Genomic DNA, 17,128 nt, shown 5'->3' with positions numbered 1-17,128 from the left:
TCAGTCGGCTTGCGGCGGTCCGTAAGCCGTCCACCGTTCTTCAAACCCTGAATGCGCTGATCAAGTGCTTCAATTCCACCACTTGGGCCGACAACACACGGCTGGCGTTTTCGGTCTGGTGCGCACCTTCAGCAGTGCGCTCGCCGGCCCGGTTGATCTCGACGATGTTCTGGTCGATATCGTGGGCCACCGCGGTTTGCTGCTCGACTGCCGCAGCAATTTGCTGGTTCTGATCGACGATCATGCCCACCGCACCCAGGATATTCTCCAGGGCTTGCTGAACCTTTTCCGACTGACCCACCGTGCCGCTAGCCATTTGATGACTGACGCCCATGGCCTTCACGGCCGCGCCAACGCCACCGTGCAGCTTGGCAATCATCTGTTCGATTTCTTCGGTCGATTGCTGGGTGCGTTTGGCCAACGTGCGGACTTCATCGGCCACCACCGCAAAGCCGCGACCTTGCTCGCCTGCACGAGCGGCCTCGATGGCGGCGTTGAGCGCCAACAGGTTGGTCTGCTCAGCGATGCTTTTGATCACTTCCAGCACACGGCTGATGGACTGGCTGTCACTGGCCAGTTGATTGATCACCAACACCGACGAATCGATTTCGCTGGCCAATTGCGCAATGCTGCCTTGCTGCGACTCGACCAACCCACGGCCGCTAATGGTTTCATCGTTTACGCTGTGGGCACTGCTGACGGCAGCCGCTGCACTGCGCGCAACTTCCTGAGCGGTGGCCGACATCTGGTTCATCGCCGTGGCGACTTGCTCGATCTGCGTGCGCTGGCCAGCCACAGCCTGATTGCTCTGGGCCGATACCATTTCCACCTGACTCGCCTGACGCTCGACCTCGTTGACGGTCTTGCCGACCAACTCGATCAGGTCATGAATCTTGGCCACGGTGCCATTGAAGACGTTGCCCAGCTCACCCAACTCATCGCGGCTGTGGGCGGTGAACGTGACTGTCATGTCACCGGCCGCCACCTTGTCCATGACCCCGCCCAGACGCTTGAGAGTGGTGCGGGTGGAGGCGTAGAAACCACCGTAAAGATAGAAAATCAGCACAAAAACCACTGACAGCGCCACCACTTGCAACAGCATGTGCGTGCGGTTCTGCTCCAGGCGTTGCTGCAATTGAACGCCGAAAAACTTCAGCGTCGCATCGTTCAGTTGATAGGTCTTGTCCATCAGCCCGGTGACCTGATCGTAAAAACCCTGCCAAGGCGTATCGAGGGTGTCGGCCATCACCACTTGCTCTTCAAATAGCTCGCTGGCTTGCTTGAGTGTGGCTTTGCTGACATTGGCCGAGGGTTCCAGCACCTCACGCGCCGCTTTGCCGGCAGCCAGTGCATCCTGCAACTTCAAGGCGTATTCGGCCTGAAGCTTTTCGATCTGCGCCAGCAGTTCATCGAAGCGGGTGCTCGAAGCGGAGTTGAGAAACCCCTGCCCCAACGAGCTAGCCCCCATCGCCCGGCCTTCGCCGAGGGTTTGCGTCATTCGCGGGGTGACGCTGGTGATCAACTCACTCAACTGGCGCATGTCGCTCTGGTTATCACGGCTCAGGCCGGCCTGACTGGCGATGATCTGACCGAAAACCTGTGCATTGCCGAGCAGCTTGCCGATCAGCGCACTTTTGCTTTGCACGGATTTTTCCGCTTGTTGAGCCTTGAACGCCTCGATCATTTCATCGCGTTTGCCATCAAAAATACTGACTTGCTCAGGATCGATGGCCATCGCGGTCAGGCCTTGCAGACGTGCAAGCACGTTCTGCTCAAGGGCGCTGATCTTCGATTCGATATCTCCCGCCTTGCCGGACTGGCCAAGGGTCGCGTTGATCTGCACCAGGTTGTTCAAGGTTTCCAGATCCCGCCGCAGCGTCAGGCCACTGCCCAACAGGTCGAGGCTTTGCAATTCGACCTGAGTGCCCTGGAACTCGCGATACGAGTCGCGGACCAGATAGAAATTGGTCACCAGCATGGGAAAGAAAAACAGCACGCTGATCAGGCTGAACTTCATACCGAAGCTCAGGCGATTCATCAGCGCAACGGCGGGATAGAGCAAACTCTTCACGGACGTCCCCCTTTCATTTCTTATTTTTTTGGGCAGGCACGCAGATGCAGCAGATAGCCACTATGGCGTGCTGCTTCTGTATAGCTCAAATCGAAGGGAGGTTTTGTAACTTAAGGTTAACGGCAAAAGATCGCAGCCTGCGGCAGCTCCTACAGACTCACTTGATCCCCGTAGGAGCTGCCGAAGGCTGCGATCTTTTAAATTTTATGCAGAAATCAGGGCAGCACGGTCCAAACGGCAAACCCGGCATACCAGACCACCGCCGCTCGCAGCAGCAGTTCCCAGATCTGATCCAGGTTGTGAACCCCTTCCGGCCCCGCCACCGGCGCCGGGATCTCACCTGCCACCATGCCGACGTTCTCGATCAGCTGTGCGGCGCTGATGTTCCAGTTCAATAATTCATGGAGCATCACCCGACTGACCGCGACGAAGTTGCCGACCAGGGCAAAACTCGCCGCCAACAAGCGCACCGGCAGCCAGTCAAAGGCATGTCGCAATTGTGCGGCCCGCTCAGCCACTGCCGGGTTCTTGCCGTGCTCGGCCGCCAAGGCCAGCAAGCGATAACTCAGGGCCGCCACCGGGCCGAGCAGGAAGTACCAGAAAATCACCGCAAAAAAACTCTGGTAAGCCTGCCACAGCAAATGAGCTTGAACCTTCTGCAGCAATTGCTCGCCGCTGTCGGCACAAATATCCAGGTCACGTTTGGCGACAAGCGCCGCCGCTTGCAGGTCTTCCCGGCGCCAGGCATCGCGAAACGGTCCCAAACCGCCGAGTAAATCACCACGACCCAGGCTGTAAATCACCACCAGCAAATGCACCGGCAAGGCCAGCAAGCCATAGGCCACCGGCTCTAGCGCCAGCAACAACAAACCGAGCAACGCCACAGGGAACAGCACCAGTAATGCCAGTACCAGCCAAGGCCGATTCGCAAGCTTTGGGCTGGCTTCAAGTTTGACCAGCTCTCGCAACCATCCGCTGTCGCGCTGAACTTGATGACGCAAGGCCGAGAACTTCTCGATCCAGACAGCCAGCAGTAACACCAGAAAACTCATTGTGCTTCCCCTTTTTCCAGAGCCGCGCGATAGCGTGCCCAGTCGAACGCCGGTCCTGGATCCGTCTTGCGCCCAGGTGCGATATCGCTATGACCCTGGATACGTGAATGGGTGATGGCTGTAAACGTAGACTGCAATTGGCGGGTCAGGGCAATCAGCGCTTGATACTGCGCATCGGTGAACGGCAGATCATCGGTGCCTTCAAGCTCGATACCGAGGGAGAAATCGTTACAGCCTTCGCGCCCCTCGAACCGGGAAACGCCTGCGTGCCATGCCCGTTCAAGACAAGAGACAAACTGTGTGATCGCGCCGTCACGCTCGATCAGAAAATGCGCAGACACACGCAAGTCGGCAATCCCTTCAAAGTAGGGGTGCTCGGTGACATCCAGACGGTTCTGAAAAAATTCCTGCACCTTGCCCGTCGCGAACTGCGCCGGTGGCAGGCTGATGTTGTGGATCACCAGCAAGGAGATTTCGCCCGTAGGGCGCGCATTGAAGTTGGGTGACGGGCAATGGCGCACGCCTTCAAACCAACCGCTCGCGGGGTCCAGCTGCATAGAGGTTCCTTCAATGACGGCTTCGATGGGATCCAGTATGCCGTGATCGGCCCTCAGGTTGCGATCACTTGCCGCGATTGAGTTGGCGCAGATTGCCAATTACCGACTCCAGCGCCCGGTGAATGCATCGGGTGCCTTGGGTTCGATTGCGCCATGGCCCTATAATCGGACCACTTTGTTTGTGGAGCCCGTCATGCCGAATCTACGCCTCGCCGATTTGACCGCCGAAATCGAAGCCAACGTGCGCCGTGCGTTGCTGGAAGACATCGGCAGCGGCGACATCACCGCACAATTGATTCCGGCCGAACGCCTGGCCAAAGCCACCATCATTACCCGCGACGCGGCCGTTATCAGCGGTACCGCCTGGGTTGATGCCGTTTTTCGGCAACTGGACCCGCGGGTCGCGGTGCACTGGCAAGTGCGCGACGGTGAACGCGTGAGCCCCAATCAGGCGCTGTTTCACCTCGAAGGCCCGGCCCGCTCGCTGCTGACCGGCGAGCGTAGCGCGCTGAACTTCCTGCAACTGCTTTCCGGTGTCGCCACTCGCGCGCAGTACTTGGCCGACTTCGTCACCGATACTCAGGTGAAACTGCTGGATACCCGCAAAACCCTGCCAGGGCTGCGATTGGCGCAAAAGTACGCCGTAACCTGCGGTAGCTGCCACAACCACCGCATCGGCCTGTACGATGCCTTCCTGATCAAGGAAAACCATATCGCCGCCTGTGGTGGCATCCCTCAAGCCATTGCGGCTGCGCACAAGATCGCACCGGGCAAACCGGTTGAAGTGGAAGTGGAGAGTCTGGCGGAGCTCAAAGAGGCCTTGGCGGCGGGTGCCGACATCATCATGCTTGATGAGCTGAGCCTGGATGACATGCGCGAAGCCGTGCGGCTGAATGCCGGCAAGGCGAAACTCGAGGCCAGCGGTGGCGTCAACGAAAGCACCTTGCGGCCGATCGCCGAGACGGGTGTGGATTACATCTCGATTGGTGCGATGACCAAGGATGTTAAGGCTGTGGACCTGTCGATGCGCCTCAGTATCTGAGGAGCCGCAAGCCGCAAGCTGCAAGCCTCAAGCTGTTCCGCGCGTGGCTTGTAGCTTGCCGCTTGAAGCTTGAAGCTGCTCTCAAACCACCAGATTGTTCATCTCGCAGTATTCTTCCCACTCGACGCCCAGCACTTCGGCGGCTTCCTTGTGCAACGCAAGGCGCGTCGCTTCGTATTCTTCCGGCGTTGAGGTGTACTTGAGCGTCAGCTCCCAGGGCTGCAAGCCCTGCGCTTCTGCCTCGTCCTCGAACGCCCACTGAATCTGATCTTTCTGATCGTCAGCGCTCAGGTTCTTGATCTCTTCCATCAATTCGGGCGCATCTAGCACGTACTTCTTGAGGGCTTCTTCGTGTCTGGCTTCTTGGGTCAACTCTTTAACAGTCATGACGTTCTCTTTGATCTGGGGAATGGAAGATGGATCTGGATCATCAAGGATCTCTCTGACGCAAAAAAACCGATTGAAACCCGGTTTGTCTGGCCTTCAGAACCATTCGGGATCATTTGAAAACAGGTGGTGCCTGGTGCCCGAGACAGGAATCGAACCTGCGACCTTCGCGTTACGAGTGCGCTGCTCTACCGGCTGAGCTACACGGGCGGTGGGCTAAACCTAGCACTGACTTTGGGGTCGGGCAACTTCATGAAGCGTCTCATTTTTTCGCAGACAAAAAAAATACCCCGCAGCTTTCACTGCGGGGCATTTCTACAACGTTGAAGCGGTCAGGCAAAAGGCGAATTAAACGCCCGAAGCCTTGGCAGCTGCTACGTCTTTGATGGACAGCTTGATACGGCCGCGGTTGTCCACGTCCAGTACCAGTACTTCCACTTCCTGGCCTTCTTTCAGGATGTCGGTCACTTTCTCAACGCGAGCGTCGCTCAGCATGGAGATGTGAACCAGACCGTCCTTGCCAGGCAGGATGTTGACGAATGCGCCGAAGTCGACGATGCGCTCAACTTTACCCACGTAGATCTTGCCGATTTCGGCTTCAGCGGTGATGCCCAGAACGCGCTGACGCGCAGCTTCAGCCGCTTCCTTGGTTTCGCCGAAGATCTTGATCGAACCGTCGTCTTCGATATCGATCGAAGCCTTGGTCTCTTCACAGATCGCACGAATGGTCGCGCCGCCTTTACCGATGACATCACGGATTTTGTCGGTGTCGATTTTCATCGCGATCATGGTCGGAGCGTTTTCCGACAATTCGGTACGCGACTGGCCAATGATCTGGTTCATCTGGCCGAGGATGTTCAGGCGCGCTTCCAGGGCTTGGCCCAGAGCGATTTCCATGATTTCTTCGGTGATGCCTTTGATCTTGATGTCCATCTGCAGCGCGGTAACACCTTTGGCGGTACCGGCTACTTTGAAGTCCATGTCGCCCAGGTGGTCTTCGTCACCCAGGATGTCGGTCAGAACGGCGAATTTCTCGCCTTCTTTAACCAGACCCATGGCGATACCGGCAACCGGTGCCTTCATCGGCACACCAGCGTCCATCAGAGCCAGGGAAGCACCGCAGACCGAAGCCATGGAGCTGGAACCGTTGGACTCGGTGATTTCCGATACCACACGGATGGTGTACGGGAACACGTCAGCAGCAGGCAGCATGGCCTGAACCGAACGACGGGCCAAACGGCCGTGGCCGATTTCGCGACGACCAGCGCCACCCATGCGACCACACTCGCCCACCGAGAACGGAGGGAAGTTGTAGTGCAGCATGAACGGGTCTTTTTTCTCGCCTTCGAGGGTATCCAGCAGCTGTGCGTCACGGGCGGTGCCCAGCGTCGCGACTACCAGAGCCTGGGTTTCGCCACGGGTGAACAGCGCCGAACCGTGGGTCTTCGGCAGAACGCCGACTTCGATGTTCAGCGGACGTACGGTGCGGGTGTCACGACCGTCGATACGTGGCTTGCCGTTTACGATGTTTTCGCGAACGGTGCGGTATTCGATTTCACCGAAAGCTGCTTTGACTTCGCTGGAAGAAGGCTGGCCTTCTTCACCGGACAGCTTGGCAACAACCTGGTCTTTCAGCTCACCCAGGCGAGCGTAACGGTCGGCCTTGATGGTGATGGTGTAAGCCTGGGAGATCGCTTCGCCGAACTCGGCACGGATAGCGCCCAGCAGTGCGGTGGCTTCTGGCTGAGGAGCCCAGGTCCACGTTGGCTTGGCAGCTTCGGCAGCCAGTTCTTTAACAGCGTTGATCACAACCTGGAACTCGTCGTGAGCAAACAGTACCGCGCCCAGCATCTGGTCTTCGGTCAGCTCTTTGGCTTCCGATTCAACCATCAGAACGGCTTCCGAAGTACCGGCAACGACCATGTCCAGGCTCGAGGCTTTCAGTTGTTCGTAAGTCGGGTTCAGCAGGTAGCCGGTGCTTTCGTGGAACGCAACGCGGGCAGCGCCGATCGGGCCATCGAAAGGAATGCCGGAGATGGCCAGTGCAGCCGAGGTACCGATCATCGCAGCGATGTCCGGATCGGTCTTTTTGCTGGTGGAAACGACGGTGCAGACTACCTGCACTTCGTTCATGAAGCCTTCCGGGAACAGCGGACGGATCGGACGGTCGATCAGTCGGGAAGTCAGGGTTTCTTTCTCGGAAGGACGGCCTTCGCGCTTGAAGAAACCGCCAGGGATCTTACCGGCAGCGTAAGTTTTTTCCTGGTAGTGAACAGACAGAGGGAAGAAGCCCTTGCCTGGATCGGCTTGTTTGGCACCGACTACGGTCACCAATACGCTGACGTCGTCGTCAACGGTGACCAATACTGCGCCGGAGGCCTGACGGGCGATACGGCCAGTCTCGAGGGTAACGGTCGACTGACCGAACTGGAATTTTTTGATTACCGGGTTCACGGTGTCCTACCTTCTTTGTGGCTCTTGGGGAACTGGTTTTCTTGCGAAATTCTTGGGCAACGCCGGGAATCGGCCCGACTGTCATTGTCCAGATAAAACTACTGTCCAGATAAAACTTGAGGCTGGGAGCCTGCCATGGGCCAGCGGGAATCCCACTGACACACGACAGACAACCAACCTCTAGCGCAATCGCTGATTAGCGACGCAGACCCAGGCGACCGATCAGAGCCTGGTAACGGCCCAGATCTTTGCCTTTCAGGTAGTCCAGCAGCTTACGGCGCTGGTTTACCATGCGGATCAGACCACGACGGGAGTGGTGATCTTTACCGTTGGCCTTGAAGTGACCTTGCAGCTTGTTGATGTTGTGGGTCAGCAGTGCAACTTGCACTTCTGGCGAACCAGTGTCACCAACAGCTTGCTGGTAGTCAGCTACGATTTGAGCTTTTTCTTGAACGTCGAGAGCCATGAGGCAATCCTTTTATCAGGAAACCACCCAAAGGGCGATTTCAACAGGCCAGGGACAAATCCCTGTATCTAAAAATGAGTAGTGACCGTGCCTGTTAACAGCCACCCTCGTTCGGTCATTCTGACCGAATCAGTCGACGCGGCGCGATGCGCCCGTCTTCGCTCACTTCACCGATACCGATGAAGCGACCATTGTGATCCTGTACGCGTACCATGCCGAACTTCGGTGCATCCGGGGCACGTACCGGTTGGCCGTTGAGCCAGTAGAACGAGCTATGCTCCGAAAACTGCAACAGTGGCCAATCCAGCAGGCCGCTGTCCGATGGCATCAGGAAGCGATCAACCGCTTCGTTGCCGCCTTCGGCATGTACGGCTTCCAACTCTTCTAGCGTGACCGTCTGGGCCAGACTGAACGGACCGGCCTGGGTACGTCGCAGCTGCGCAACGTAAGCGCCACAACCGAGCTCTTCACCAATATCCTCCACGAGGGTCCGGATATAGGTGCCTTTGCTGCAATCTACGGCGAAGCGCGCAGTATCACCTTCAAAGGCCAGCAATTCCAAGCGCGCAATAGTAACAGAACGCGGTTCGCGCTCCACCACTTCACCTGCACGGGCCAGCTTGTACAACGGCTGACCGTCACGCTTGAGGGCTGAGTACATCGGCGGTATCTGACTGATTTGCCCACGAAACTTCGGCAAAACCGCTTCGATATCGGCGCGACCAACGGTCACCGGACGTTCCTGCAAAACCTCACCTTCAGCGTCTGCCGTGGTGGTGGTCTTGCCCAATTGCGCCAGGGTTTCATAACCCTTGTCGGAGTCGAGCAAGTATTGCGAGAACTTGGTCGCCTCACCGAAGCACAGCGGCAACACGCCGGTGGCCAGCGGATCAAGACTGCCAGTGTGCCCGGCCTTCTCGGCATTGAGCAGCCAGCGAACCTTCTGCAAGGCCGCGTTGGAGGTGAACCCCAGCGGCTTGTCGAGCAGGATGATGCCGCTGACGTTACGACGGATACGTTTGACCTGAGCCACCGATTACTCCTTGGTGTCTACGGGTTCTGCCACAACCGGGTGCTGGTTGTCTTCAGCCACGGCGCGTTCGATCAATGCCGACAGATGAGCGCCACGCACAACACTTTCGTCGTAGTGGAAGTGCAGCTGTGGAACGCTGCGCAGCTTCATCTCGCGAGCCAACTGCATGCGCAGGAACCCGGCAGCCGAGTTCAGCACCTTGATGCTTTGAGCGATATCGTCTGCGCTGTCCTGGCCCATTACGGTGATGAAGATCTTGGCGTGACCGACGTCACGACTGACTTCAACAGCGGTAATGGTGACCAGGCCGACGCGCGGGTCTTTGACTTCACGACGGATCAGCTGTGCCAGCTCGCGCTGCATCTGATCGCCGATACGTTGGGTACGGCTGTATTCTTTTGCCATGTCTTGTTACCTGTTACTGCCTCACGGTGAAACCCGTGTGGTCTGAAAGCGGCAAACGCCCGGCCTGACAGAAGCCAGACCGGGCGTTGCGTTTAGAGTCCGGGTGATGCGCCGTGCATTTGCATGCGGCAGCCCATCACGGCTCTTGAAGTGCGCGAGTTAGAGGCTGCGAGCAACCTGAACCTTCTCGAAGACTTCGATCTTGTCACCGACTTTGACGTCGTTGTAGCTCTTCACGCCGATACCGCATTCCATGCCGGCACGTACATCGGAAGCGTCATCCTTGAAGCGGCGCAGGGATTCCAGCTCACCTTCGAAGATAACGACGTCTTCACGCAGTACACGGATTGGACGGTTACGGTGCACAACACCTTCAATAACCATGCAACCGGCGATCGCGCCAAACTTCGGCGAACGGAACACGTCGCGGACTTCAGCGATACCCAGGATGTTCTCCCGAACGTCGCTGCCAAGCATACCGGTCAGGGCTTTCTTGACGTCTTCGATGATGTCGTAGATCACGTTGTAGTAACGCATATCCAGACCTTCCTGCTCGACGATCTTGCGAGCGCCAGCATCGGCACGCACGTTGAAGCCGAACAGTACAGCGTTGGAGGCCAGTGCCAGGTTGGCGTCGCTCTCGGTGATACCACCGACACCGCCACCGACTACACGCACTTGCACTTCGTCGTTACCCAGGCCGTTCAAGGCGCCGTTCAACGCTTCCAGCGAACCACGGACGTCGGATTTGAGGACGATGTTAAGCGTCTTCTTCTCTTCCTGGCCCATGTTCTCGAAGATGTTTTCCAGCTTGCCTGCGTGAGCACGAGCCAGTTTGACTTCGCGGAACTTGCCTTGACGGAACAGAGCCACTTCACGGGCTTTCTTCTCGTCGGCAACCACGCTCATCTCGTCGCCAGCGTCCGGGGTACCGTCCAGGCCGAGAATCTCGACAGGGATGGAAGGACCGGCTTCCTTGATCGGCTTGCCGTTCTCGTCGAGCATGGCGCGAACGCGGCCATAGTTCGAACCGACCAGTACCATGTCGCCTTGGCGCAGAGTGCCGTCCTGAACCAGAACGGTTGCCACCGGACCACGACCTTTGTCGAGACGCGATTCAACCACGACACCACGGCCAGGAGCCGAAGGAGTCGCTTTCAGTTCGAGAACTTCTGCTTGCAGCAGAACAGCTTCGAGCAATTCGTCTACACCCGTACCGACTTTCGCCGAAACCGATACGAACGGAGTGTCGCCGCCCCACTCTTCCGAGGTCACGCCGTGAACCGACAGTTCGCTACGGATGCGATCGAGATCAGCGCCCGGCTTGTCGATTTTGTTCACTGCAACAACCAGCGGAACACCAGCAGCCTTGGCGTGCTGTACGGCTTCAACGGTTTGCGGCATTACGCCGTCGTCCGCTGCAACCACCAGGATCACGATGTCGGTCGCCTTGGCACCACGGGCACGCATGGCGGTAAACGCGGCGTGACCCGGGGTATCGAGGAAAGTGACCATGCCGCGGTCAGTTTCAACGTGGTATGCGCCGATGTGCTGGGTGATACCGCCGGCTTCGCCAGCAGCGACCTTGGCACGACGGATATAGTCGAGCAGCGAGGTCTTGCCATGGTCAACGTGGCCCATTACGGTCACGACTGGCGCACGGGAGAAAGCCTCACCTTCAAACTTCAGGGACTCGGCCAGGGAATCTTCCAGGGCGGTGTCGCTGACCAGGGTCACTTTGTGGCCCAGCTCTTCAGCTACCAGTTGAGCAGTTTCCTGATCAAGTACCTGGTTGATGGTCGCTGGAGTACCCAGTTTGAACATGAACTTGATGATTTCAGCAGCCTTGACCGACATCTGCTGAGCGAGATCGCCCACAGTGATGGTCTCGCCGATCTTCACTTCACGCACGACAGGGCCGGTTGGGCTCTGGAAACCGTGAGCATTGCGTTTCTTCAGCTTGGCCTTACCGCGACCACCACGACGGAAGCCATCGCTTTCTTCGTCGGTAGTCCGTGGTGCAACACGTGGAGCAGGCGCTTTTTCTTTGACCGAAGCGCGATGTGGAGCGTTTTTGCGCTCACCATCACCCGCGCTACGACGGCTGTTATCGTCGGCACGTGGTTTGTCCGGACGACGCTGTTCGTCGCGTTTGCGAGTGTCAGCCGCTGGCGCAGCCGCTACAACCGGTGCTTCGCGCACTGGCTCGGCAACTGCAACAGGTGCTGCAACAGCTTCATTAGCAGCAGGTTGCGCAGCAGCAGGCTGGCGACGCGCTTCTTCTTCAGCGCGACGCTTGGCTTCTTCTTCAGCCTTCTGACGTGCAGCATTTTCTACTGCGCGACGTTCTTCCAGCTCGCGTTTGCGCTCGGCTTCGATTTCTTCCGGGCTGCGCTGTACGAAGACTTTCTTCTTGCGCACTTCAACGCTGATGCTTTTGCTGCCAGCAACACGCAGGGTGCTGGTGGTTTTACGCTGCAACGTGATTTTGCGCGGTTCTTCCACTTTCGCCTTGTGGCTGCTTTTCAAGTGAGTCAGCAAAGATTGCTTCTCACTGTCGGTCACATGTTCCTCGGCGGCGGTGTGCGGCAGACCTGCCTCACGCATCTGCTGCAGCAGGCGCTCTACCGGTGTTTTGACCTCATCGGCCAGTTGTTTCACCGTGACTTGCGTCATGCACTTCTCTCCTCAGGCCGCGCCTATTACTCGAACCAATGGGCTCGGGCGGCCATGATCAACTTGCCGGCACGATCATCGTCAATGCCGTCGATGTCGAGCAGGTCGTCAATAGACTGCTCGGCCAGGTCTTCGCGGGTAATTACGCCGCGCACCGCCAGTTCCATCGCCAAATCCTTGTCCATACCCTCAAGCGAGAGCAGGTCTTCGGCCGGATGGGCGTCTGCCAGCTTTTCCTCAGTAGCGATGGCTTTAGTCAACAAACGATCCTTGGCCCGAGCGCGAAGCTCGTTGACGGTGTCTTCGTCAAAGCCATCGATGTTGAGCATTTCTTCCAACGGTACGTAGGCAATCTCTTCCAGGCTGGTAAAGCCTTCATCAACCAGCACCTGTGCCAGATCTTCGTCGACTTCCAGCTCGTCGATGAAGTTGCGCAGGATGTCGCCGGTTTCTGCTTGCTGCTTAGCCTGGATGTCCGATTCGGTCATCACGTTCAGGGTCCAGCCAGTCAACTGGCTAGCCAGACGCACGTTCTGACCACCGCGACCGATGGCCTGAGCCAGATTGTCTGCGCCAACGGCGATGTCCATTGCATGGGCATCTTCGTCAACGATAATTGCCGCAACCTCAGCCGGGGACATGGCGTTGATCACGAACTGCGCCGGGTTGTCATCCCACAGGACGATATCCACACGCTCACCGCCCAATTCGCCCGACACTGCCTGGACGCGCGAACCGCGCATCCCAATGCAAGCGCCTTGCGGGTCGATGCGTTTGTCTTTGGAACGGACCGCGATCTTGGCACGCGAACCCGGGTCACGGGAGGCAGCCATTACTTCGATCAGGCCTTCAGCAATTTCCGGCACTTCGATGCGGAACAACTCGATCAGCATTTCCGGCGCAGTACGCGACAGAATCAGCTGCGGGCCGCGGTTCTCGGTGCGAATTTCCTTGAGCAGTGCACGCAGGCGCACACCCACCCGGAAAGTTTCGCGGGAAATGATGTCTTCACGAGCCAGCAGCGCTTCAGCGTTGTTACCCAGATCAACGATCACGTTGTCGCGGGTTACTTTCTTCACGGTGCCGGAAATGATTTCTCCCAGACGCTCGCGGTAAGCATCAACAACTTGAGCACGCTCGGCTTCGCGGACTTTCTGCACGATAACTTGCTTGGCAGTCTGCGCAGCGATGCGGCCGAATTCGATGGACTCGATTTTTTCTTCGACAACATCACCGACCTTCGCGCCAGGATGCGTTTCCTGGACCTTGCTCGGCCAGGTTTCGACAGCCGGATCATCCAGGTCTGCTTCTTCGACTACCGTCCAGCGACGGAAAGTTTCATAAGCACCGGTGTGGCGATTGATTTCCACACGCAGATCAACTTCGTCTTCAAAACGCTTTTTGGTAGCAGTGGCCAGAGCCAGCTCCAGCGCTTCAAAAATTACGTTTGCCGGTACGCCCTTTTCATTGGATACCGACTCAACAACCAGCAGTACTTCTTTGCTCATCGTACGCCTCGCCTTTCGCAAGCCATTGGATCCGCGGGATCCGCGTCTCAGTCAAAACTGGGAATAATGTTGGCCTTGTCGATCATATCGATCGGCAACAGGAACTCATGGTCTTCAACCTGCACCACGACATCCTGTTCTTCTACACCGCGCAGAAGGCCCTGAAAGTTGCGTCGACCTTCGAAAGGCGAGCGCAGCTTGATCTTCACTTGTTCACCGGCAAATTTTGCAAACTGCTCAATAGTGAACAGCGGGCGTTCCATGCCAGGCGAGGAAACTTCAAGGGTGTATTCAACGGCGATTGGATCTTCAACATCCAGCACGCCGCTGATCTGACGGCTGACGATGGCACAATCGTCCACCAGCACACCGCCCTCTTTATCGATATAAACGCGCAACATTGAGTGGCGACCTTGAGCCGAAAACTCAATACCCCAGCATTCATAGCCTAGGGCCACGACCACCGGGGCCAGCAAGGCCTGCAACTCTTCTAGCTTGCTCGACACCTGAACCCCCTCGTGCATGTATGTGCATGCTATGCAAAATAAAAAAATGGGCGAAACGCCCATCCTTGAAACGCCGTCGAACAGCGGCGTTGAAAGTGTCCAGCTAACAAAAAGCCCCTTAAAAGGGGCTCCTTAAACTGGTTGCGGGGGCCGGATTTGAACCGACGACCTTCGGGTTATGAGCCCGACGAGCTACCAGACTGCTCCACCCCGCGACAAAGCTGGGGCGGAAGTATACGACCGATCCCCGACAGGGTCAATGTAACCTTCCACCTACAAGAAAGCCCGCAACAGCGGGCTCTCCTGATAATTGGTACCGAGAAGGGGACTCGAACCCCTACACCCTATGGGCACAACCACCTCAAGGTTGCGTGTCTACCAATTCCACCACCTCGGCAATACTACGTTTGAAACCCTTCTTACTTTTGCTCTTGAGCTGGAGGCACGTCAGTCGCATTGGTTGCCGACTTTTGCTCTTGAAGCACCGGAACATCATCAGAAGCCGGCTTTTGCTTTGGAACTTCCAACACTGCTGGATTTGGCAAACCTACTTGAGTCAGCTGGTGAGCTTTCTCTTTAGCAAAGTAACCTAACCCTAAGCTGGTTATGAAGAAACCTGCGGCAAGTATAGCAGTAAACTTACTAAGAAAGGTAGAGGAACCTTGGCTTCCGAACACAGTATTTGAAGCACCTGCTCCGAAAGACGCACCAGCATCCGCACCTTTACCCTGCTGCAGCAATACGAGAGCAACTACGCCCAGTGCACCCAGCAGATGAAAAACGACTACGACTGTTTCCAGCATTTTTTCAGTTTCCCGCGGCGCGACAAATCGCACCGAACTCATCTGCATTCAGGGAAGCCCCACCAATGAGCCCCCCATCGATATCCGGCATGCCGAACAGTTCGACCGCATTGGCCGCCTTCACGCTGCCGCCGTATAGAAGCCGCACACCTCGTGCGACCTCAGAATTCTCTGCCGCCAACTGCGCGCGAATGGCTGCATGCACATCCTGCGCCTGTTGCGGTGAAGCAGTCAGCCCGGTGCCAATGGCCCAGACCGGCTCGTAAGCGATTACTGCTTTTGCAAATGCACCAACACCCAGCTCCTCGATGATGCTGCCCAGCTGACGCCCGACAACCTCAAGAGTTTTTCCGGCTTCACGCTGCTCAAGGGTTTCCCCTATACACAACACCGGAATCAAGCCGCATGCCTGTGCCGCTGCAAACTTGCGATTCAGTGTCCCGTCACGCTCGCCGATGATCTGGCGACGTTCGGAGTGCCCAACAAGCACCAGGGAACAACCTGCATCCACCAACTGACTCGGTGCAATCTCACCGGTCAATGCACCTTGCATGGCTTCCACCGCCGAGTTCTGCGCGCCGACCGAAATCGACTTACCTTCCAAGCCATCAATCACTTGATTGATATACAAGCAAGGCGGAAATACCGCGACATCAACATCGCTCGGCAAGGCCAGATGACGAAGGCCGTTAATCAGCTCAGCGACGCTGGCGCGGGTACCGTGCATCTTCCAGTTACCAGCTACCATAGGGCGACGCATGCTGTACCTCGTCGGTCAAAGTGGGCGCAGATGTTACCCAACCACATCATTGCTGGCAAGCCGAAATCAGGCAGAAACTTCAGCAACCAGTTTTGCCAGCTCTTCGGCGTAACCACGAACCAGGGTTTCGTCCTCGCCTTCGACCATGACCCGCACCAGCGGCTCCGTGCCTGACTTGCGTAACAGCACGCGACCACGCCCTGCCATTGCCTTGGTAACGCGCTCGCTGGCTTCTTTGACAGCCGCATGCTCGACAGGGTTTGCACCACCGTCGAAACGTACATTGATCAAGACCTGAGGGCACTTGCGTAGCGCTTGACGCGATTGCGCGAGACCTTCGGAACGGCGTTTCAGCGCCATCAACACCTGCAACGCAGCGATAATCGCATCACCCGTAGTGGTATGACTGAAGCACACGACGTGACCGGAGTTTTCACCACCCACCAACCAGTTGCGCTCGAGCAACTCGGCGATCACATAACGGTCACCGACGTTGGCCCGCACAAAAGGAATTCCCAGATCCGCCAGGGCCAGCTCCAGCCCCAGGTTACTCATCAAGGTTCCAACAACACCGCCCTGCAACTTGGCACACTCATGCAGATCGCGCGCAATAATGAACAGCAATTCGTCACCATCGACGATCGCGCCGGTGTGATCAACCATCAACACCCGATCACCATCACCATCGAAGGCAATACCCAGATCGGCGTGCTCGGCCACTACAGCTGCCTGCAATTGCCCCATATGGGTCGAACCGCAATTGTGATTGATGTTCAAGCCATCAGGCTGTGCAGAAAGCACCGTCACCTGCGCGCCCAACTCACGGAAAACACTCGGAGCCACCTTATAGGTAGCACCGTGTGCGCAGTCGATCACAATTTTCAGACCCGTGAAATTGGTACCGGTTGGCACGCTGCTTTTGCAGAATTCGATGTAACGACCAGAGGCGTCGTTGATTCGCGAGACCTTGCCGATCTTGCTCGACTCGACCACGGTCATCGGCATATCGAGCAACTCTTCGATCATCAGCTCAACGTCGTCCGGCAGTTTCGTGCCCTGGCCGGAGAAGAACTTGATGCCGTTATCGTCATGAGGATTGTGTGAAGCGCTGATCACAATGCCAGCTTCAGCATGAAAGGTACGCGTCAAATAAGCGATAGCCGGAGTAGGCATCGGCCCCAGCAGCATGACGTCAGCCCCCGCGGAGGTCAGCCCGGCTTCAAGCGCCGACTCGAACATATAACCAGAGATTCGAGTGTCCTTGCCGACCAGAACCTTGCAAGCACCCATACTGCGAAAGGCCATGCCCGCGGCCCAACCAAGTTTGAGCATGAATTCAGGGGTAATCGGATACTCGCCGACCCGACCACGAATGCCGTCGGTGCCAAAATATTTCTTAGTCATAAGT

Annotated in this window: 15 protein-coding genes, 3 tRNA genes and 1 pseudogene; 1 reads left to right on the top strand and 18 read right to left on the bottom strand. The window is 57.1% G+C overall.

The genetic code is table 11. From position 1 onward, the window contains the following. Positions 1 to 40: 40 nt before the first annotated feature. From AC1RPZ_RS08420 to ampD, 4 genes and pseudogenes are all read right to left on the bottom strand, one after another. Complete coding sequence (locus AC1RPZ_RS08420; protein ID WP_493136837.1) at positions 41 to 745, bottom strand: methyl-accepting chemotaxis protein; 705 nt, start codon at positions 743 to 745, stop codon at positions 41 to 43. Positions 746 to 898: 153 nt separating this feature from the next. Next, positions 899 to 1,102, bottom strand: a pseudogene (locus tag AC1RPZ_RS08415) (HAMP domain-containing protein); the annotation flags it as partial. Between the two features lie 1,184 nt (positions 1,103 to 2,286). Beyond that, the gene (gene ampE, locus AC1RPZ_RS08410; RefSeq protein WP_493136562.1) at positions 2,287 to 3,123 is read right to left on the bottom strand and encodes a regulatory signaling modulator protein AmpE; all 837 of its coding nucleotides are present in this window, start codon (positions 3,121 to 3,123) and stop codon (positions 2,287 to 2,289) included. Beyond that, positions 3,120 to 3,680 (bottom strand): 1,6-anhydro-N-acetylmuramyl-L-alanine amidase AmpD, encoded by a 561-nt coding sequence (gene ampD / locus AC1RPZ_RS08405; protein ID WP_493136836.1) that lies wholly within the window; start codon positions 3,678 to 3,680, stop codon positions 3,120 to 3,122. Before ampD ends, ampE begins: the two co-directional genes overlap by 4 nt. Positions 3,681 to 3,873: 193 nt before the next feature. Here ampD and nadC point away from each other — a divergent pair, with 193 nt between their 5' ends. Further along, complete coding sequence (nadC, locus tag AC1RPZ_RS08400) at positions 3,874 to 4,722, top strand: carboxylating nicotinate-nucleotide diphosphorylase (protein ID WP_493136560.1); 849 nt, start codon at positions 3,874 to 3,876, stop codon at positions 4,720 to 4,722. A gap of 81 nt (positions 4,723 to 4,803) precedes the next feature. On the opposite strand, the gene AC1RPZ_RS08395 is transcribed toward nadC, so the two are convergent. The 14 genes from AC1RPZ_RS08395 to glmM form a co-directional block, all read right to left on the bottom strand. Then, positions 4,804 to 5,109, bottom strand: coding sequence for a DUF6388 family protein (locus AC1RPZ_RS08395; protein WP_493136558.1), 306 nt, complete (start codon positions 5,107 to 5,109; stop codon positions 4,804 to 4,806). A 134-nt stretch (positions 5,110 to 5,243) separates the two neighbouring features. Continuing rightward, positions 5,244 to 5,319, bottom strand: a tRNA-Thr gene (locus AC1RPZ_RS08390). A gap of 138 nt (positions 5,320 to 5,457) precedes the next feature. Continuing rightward, on the bottom strand, positions 5,458 to 7,563 hold the full coding sequence (gene pnp / locus AC1RPZ_RS08385) for a polyribonucleotide nucleotidyltransferase (protein ID WP_493136557.1): 2,106 nt from the start codon (positions 7,561 to 7,563) through the stop codon (positions 5,458 to 5,460). Positions 7,564 to 7,759: 196 nt separating this feature from the next. Then, on the bottom strand, positions 7,760 to 8,029 hold the full coding sequence (gene rpsO / locus AC1RPZ_RS08380; RefSeq protein WP_003176135.1) for a 30S ribosomal protein S15: 270 nt from the start codon (positions 8,027 to 8,029) through the stop codon (positions 7,760 to 7,762). 115 nt (positions 8,030 to 8,144) lie between these two features. Further along, positions 8,145 to 9,062, bottom strand: a complete 918-nt coding sequence (gene truB / locus AC1RPZ_RS08375; protein ID WP_477767723.1) for a tRNA pseudouridine(55) synthase TruB — start codon at positions 9,060 to 9,062, stop codon at positions 8,145 to 8,147. Positions 9,063 to 9,065: 3 nt separating this feature from the next. Continuing rightward, a complete protein-coding gene (gene rbfA, locus AC1RPZ_RS08370; RefSeq protein ID WP_123424214.1) occupies positions 9,066 to 9,467 on the bottom strand; it encodes a 30S ribosome-binding factor RbfA in 402 nt (133 codons plus the stop codon). A gap of 159 nt (positions 9,468 to 9,626) precedes the next feature. After that, positions 9,627 to 12,143 carry a translation initiation factor IF-2 gene (gene infB / locus AC1RPZ_RS08365; RefSeq protein ID WP_493136556.1) on the bottom strand — a complete coding sequence of 839 codons (2,517 nt, stop codon included), beginning with the start codon at positions 12,141 to 12,143 and terminating at the stop codon, positions 9,627 to 9,629. Positions 12,144 to 12,169: 26 nt separating this feature from the next. Then, positions 12,170 to 13,651, bottom strand: coding sequence for a transcription termination factor NusA (nusA, locus tag AC1RPZ_RS08360; RefSeq protein WP_019691793.1), 1,482 nt, complete (start codon positions 13,649 to 13,651; stop codon positions 12,170 to 12,172). Between the two features lie 47 nt (positions 13,652 to 13,698). Beyond that, positions 13,699 to 14,157, bottom strand: coding sequence for a ribosome maturation factor RimP (rimP, locus tag AC1RPZ_RS08355; RefSeq protein WP_010463487.1), 459 nt, complete (start codon positions 14,155 to 14,157; stop codon positions 13,699 to 13,701). A gap of 138 nt (positions 14,158 to 14,295) precedes the next feature. Continuing rightward, positions 14,296 to 14,372 (bottom strand) — tRNA-Met (locus AC1RPZ_RS08350). A gap of 96 nt (positions 14,373 to 14,468) precedes the next feature. Beyond that, positions 14,469 to 14,554, bottom strand: a tRNA-Leu gene (locus tag AC1RPZ_RS08345). A 22-nt stretch (positions 14,555 to 14,576) separates the two neighbouring features. Beyond that, a complete protein-coding gene (gene secG / locus AC1RPZ_RS08340) occupies positions 14,577 to 14,960 on the bottom strand; it encodes a preprotein translocase subunit SecG (protein ID WP_054594060.1) in 384 nt (127 codons plus the stop codon). Between the two features lie 4 nt (positions 14,961 to 14,964). Continuing rightward, complete coding sequence (gene tpiA, locus AC1RPZ_RS08335) at positions 14,965 to 15,720, bottom strand: triose-phosphate isomerase (RefSeq protein ID WP_493136555.1); 756 nt, start codon at positions 15,718 to 15,720, stop codon at positions 14,965 to 14,967. Between the two features lie 66 nt (positions 15,721 to 15,786). Next, entirely contained in the window at positions 15,787 to 17,124 is a 1,338-nt protein-coding gene (gene glmM, locus AC1RPZ_RS08330) for a phosphoglucosamine mutase (protein WP_493136554.1), read from the bottom strand. Positions 17,125 to 17,128 lie beyond the last annotated feature (4 nt).

The organism is Pseudomonas sp. GW822-FHT02D10 (assembly GCF_058802345.1).
This window is presented reverse-complemented; position numbering and strand designations above follow the sequence as displayed.

What these genes read in the sequence shown, in the direction of transcription:
- rbfA (WP_123424214.1), bottom strand. Translation starts at nt 9,467, where the DNA reads ATGGCAAAAGAATACAGCCGTACCCAACGTATCGGCGATCAGATGCAG.
- infB (WP_493136556.1), bottom strand. Translation starts at nt 12,143, where the DNA reads ATGACGCAAGTCACGGTGAAACAACTGGCCGATGAGGTCAAAACACCG.
- glmM (WP_493136554.1), bottom strand. Translation starts at nt 17,124, where the DNA reads ATGACTAAGAAATATTTTGGCACCGACGGCATTCGTGGTCGGGTCGGC.
- ampD (WP_493136836.1), bottom strand. Translation starts at nt 3,680, where the DNA reads ATGCAGCTGGACCCCGCGAGCGGTTGGTTTGAAGGCGTGCGCCATTGC.
- AC1RPZ_RS08395 (WP_493136558.1), bottom strand. Translation starts at nt 5,109, where the DNA reads ATGACTGTTAAAGAGTTGACCCAAGAAGCCAGACACGAAGAAGCCCTC.
- nadC (WP_493136560.1), top strand. Translation starts at nt 3,874, where the DNA reads ATGCCGAATCTACGCCTCGCCGATTTGACCGCCGAAATCGAAGCCAAC.
- AC1RPZ_RS08420 (WP_493136837.1), bottom strand. Translation starts at nt 745, where the DNA reads ATGTCGGCCACCGCTCAGGAAGTTGCGCGCAGTGCAGCGGCTGCCGTC.
- ampE (WP_493136562.1), bottom strand. Translation starts at nt 3,123, where the DNA reads ATGAGTTTTCTGGTGTTACTGCTGGCTGTCTGGATCGAGAAGTTCTCG.
- rpsO (WP_003176135.1), bottom strand. Translation starts at nt 8,029, where the DNA reads ATGGCTCTCGACGTTCAAGAAAAAGCTCAAATCGTAGCTGACTACCAG.
- tpiA (WP_493136555.1), bottom strand. Translation starts at nt 15,720, where the DNA reads ATGCGTCGCCCTATGGTAGCTGGTAACTGGAAGATGCACGGTACCCGC.
- secG (WP_054594060.1), bottom strand. Translation starts at nt 14,960, where the DNA reads ATGCTGGAAACAGTCGTAGTCGTTTTTCATCTGCTGGGTGCACTGGGC.
- nusA (WP_019691793.1), bottom strand. Translation starts at nt 13,651, where the DNA reads ATGAGCAAAGAAGTACTGCTGGTTGTTGAGTCGGTATCCAATGAAAAG.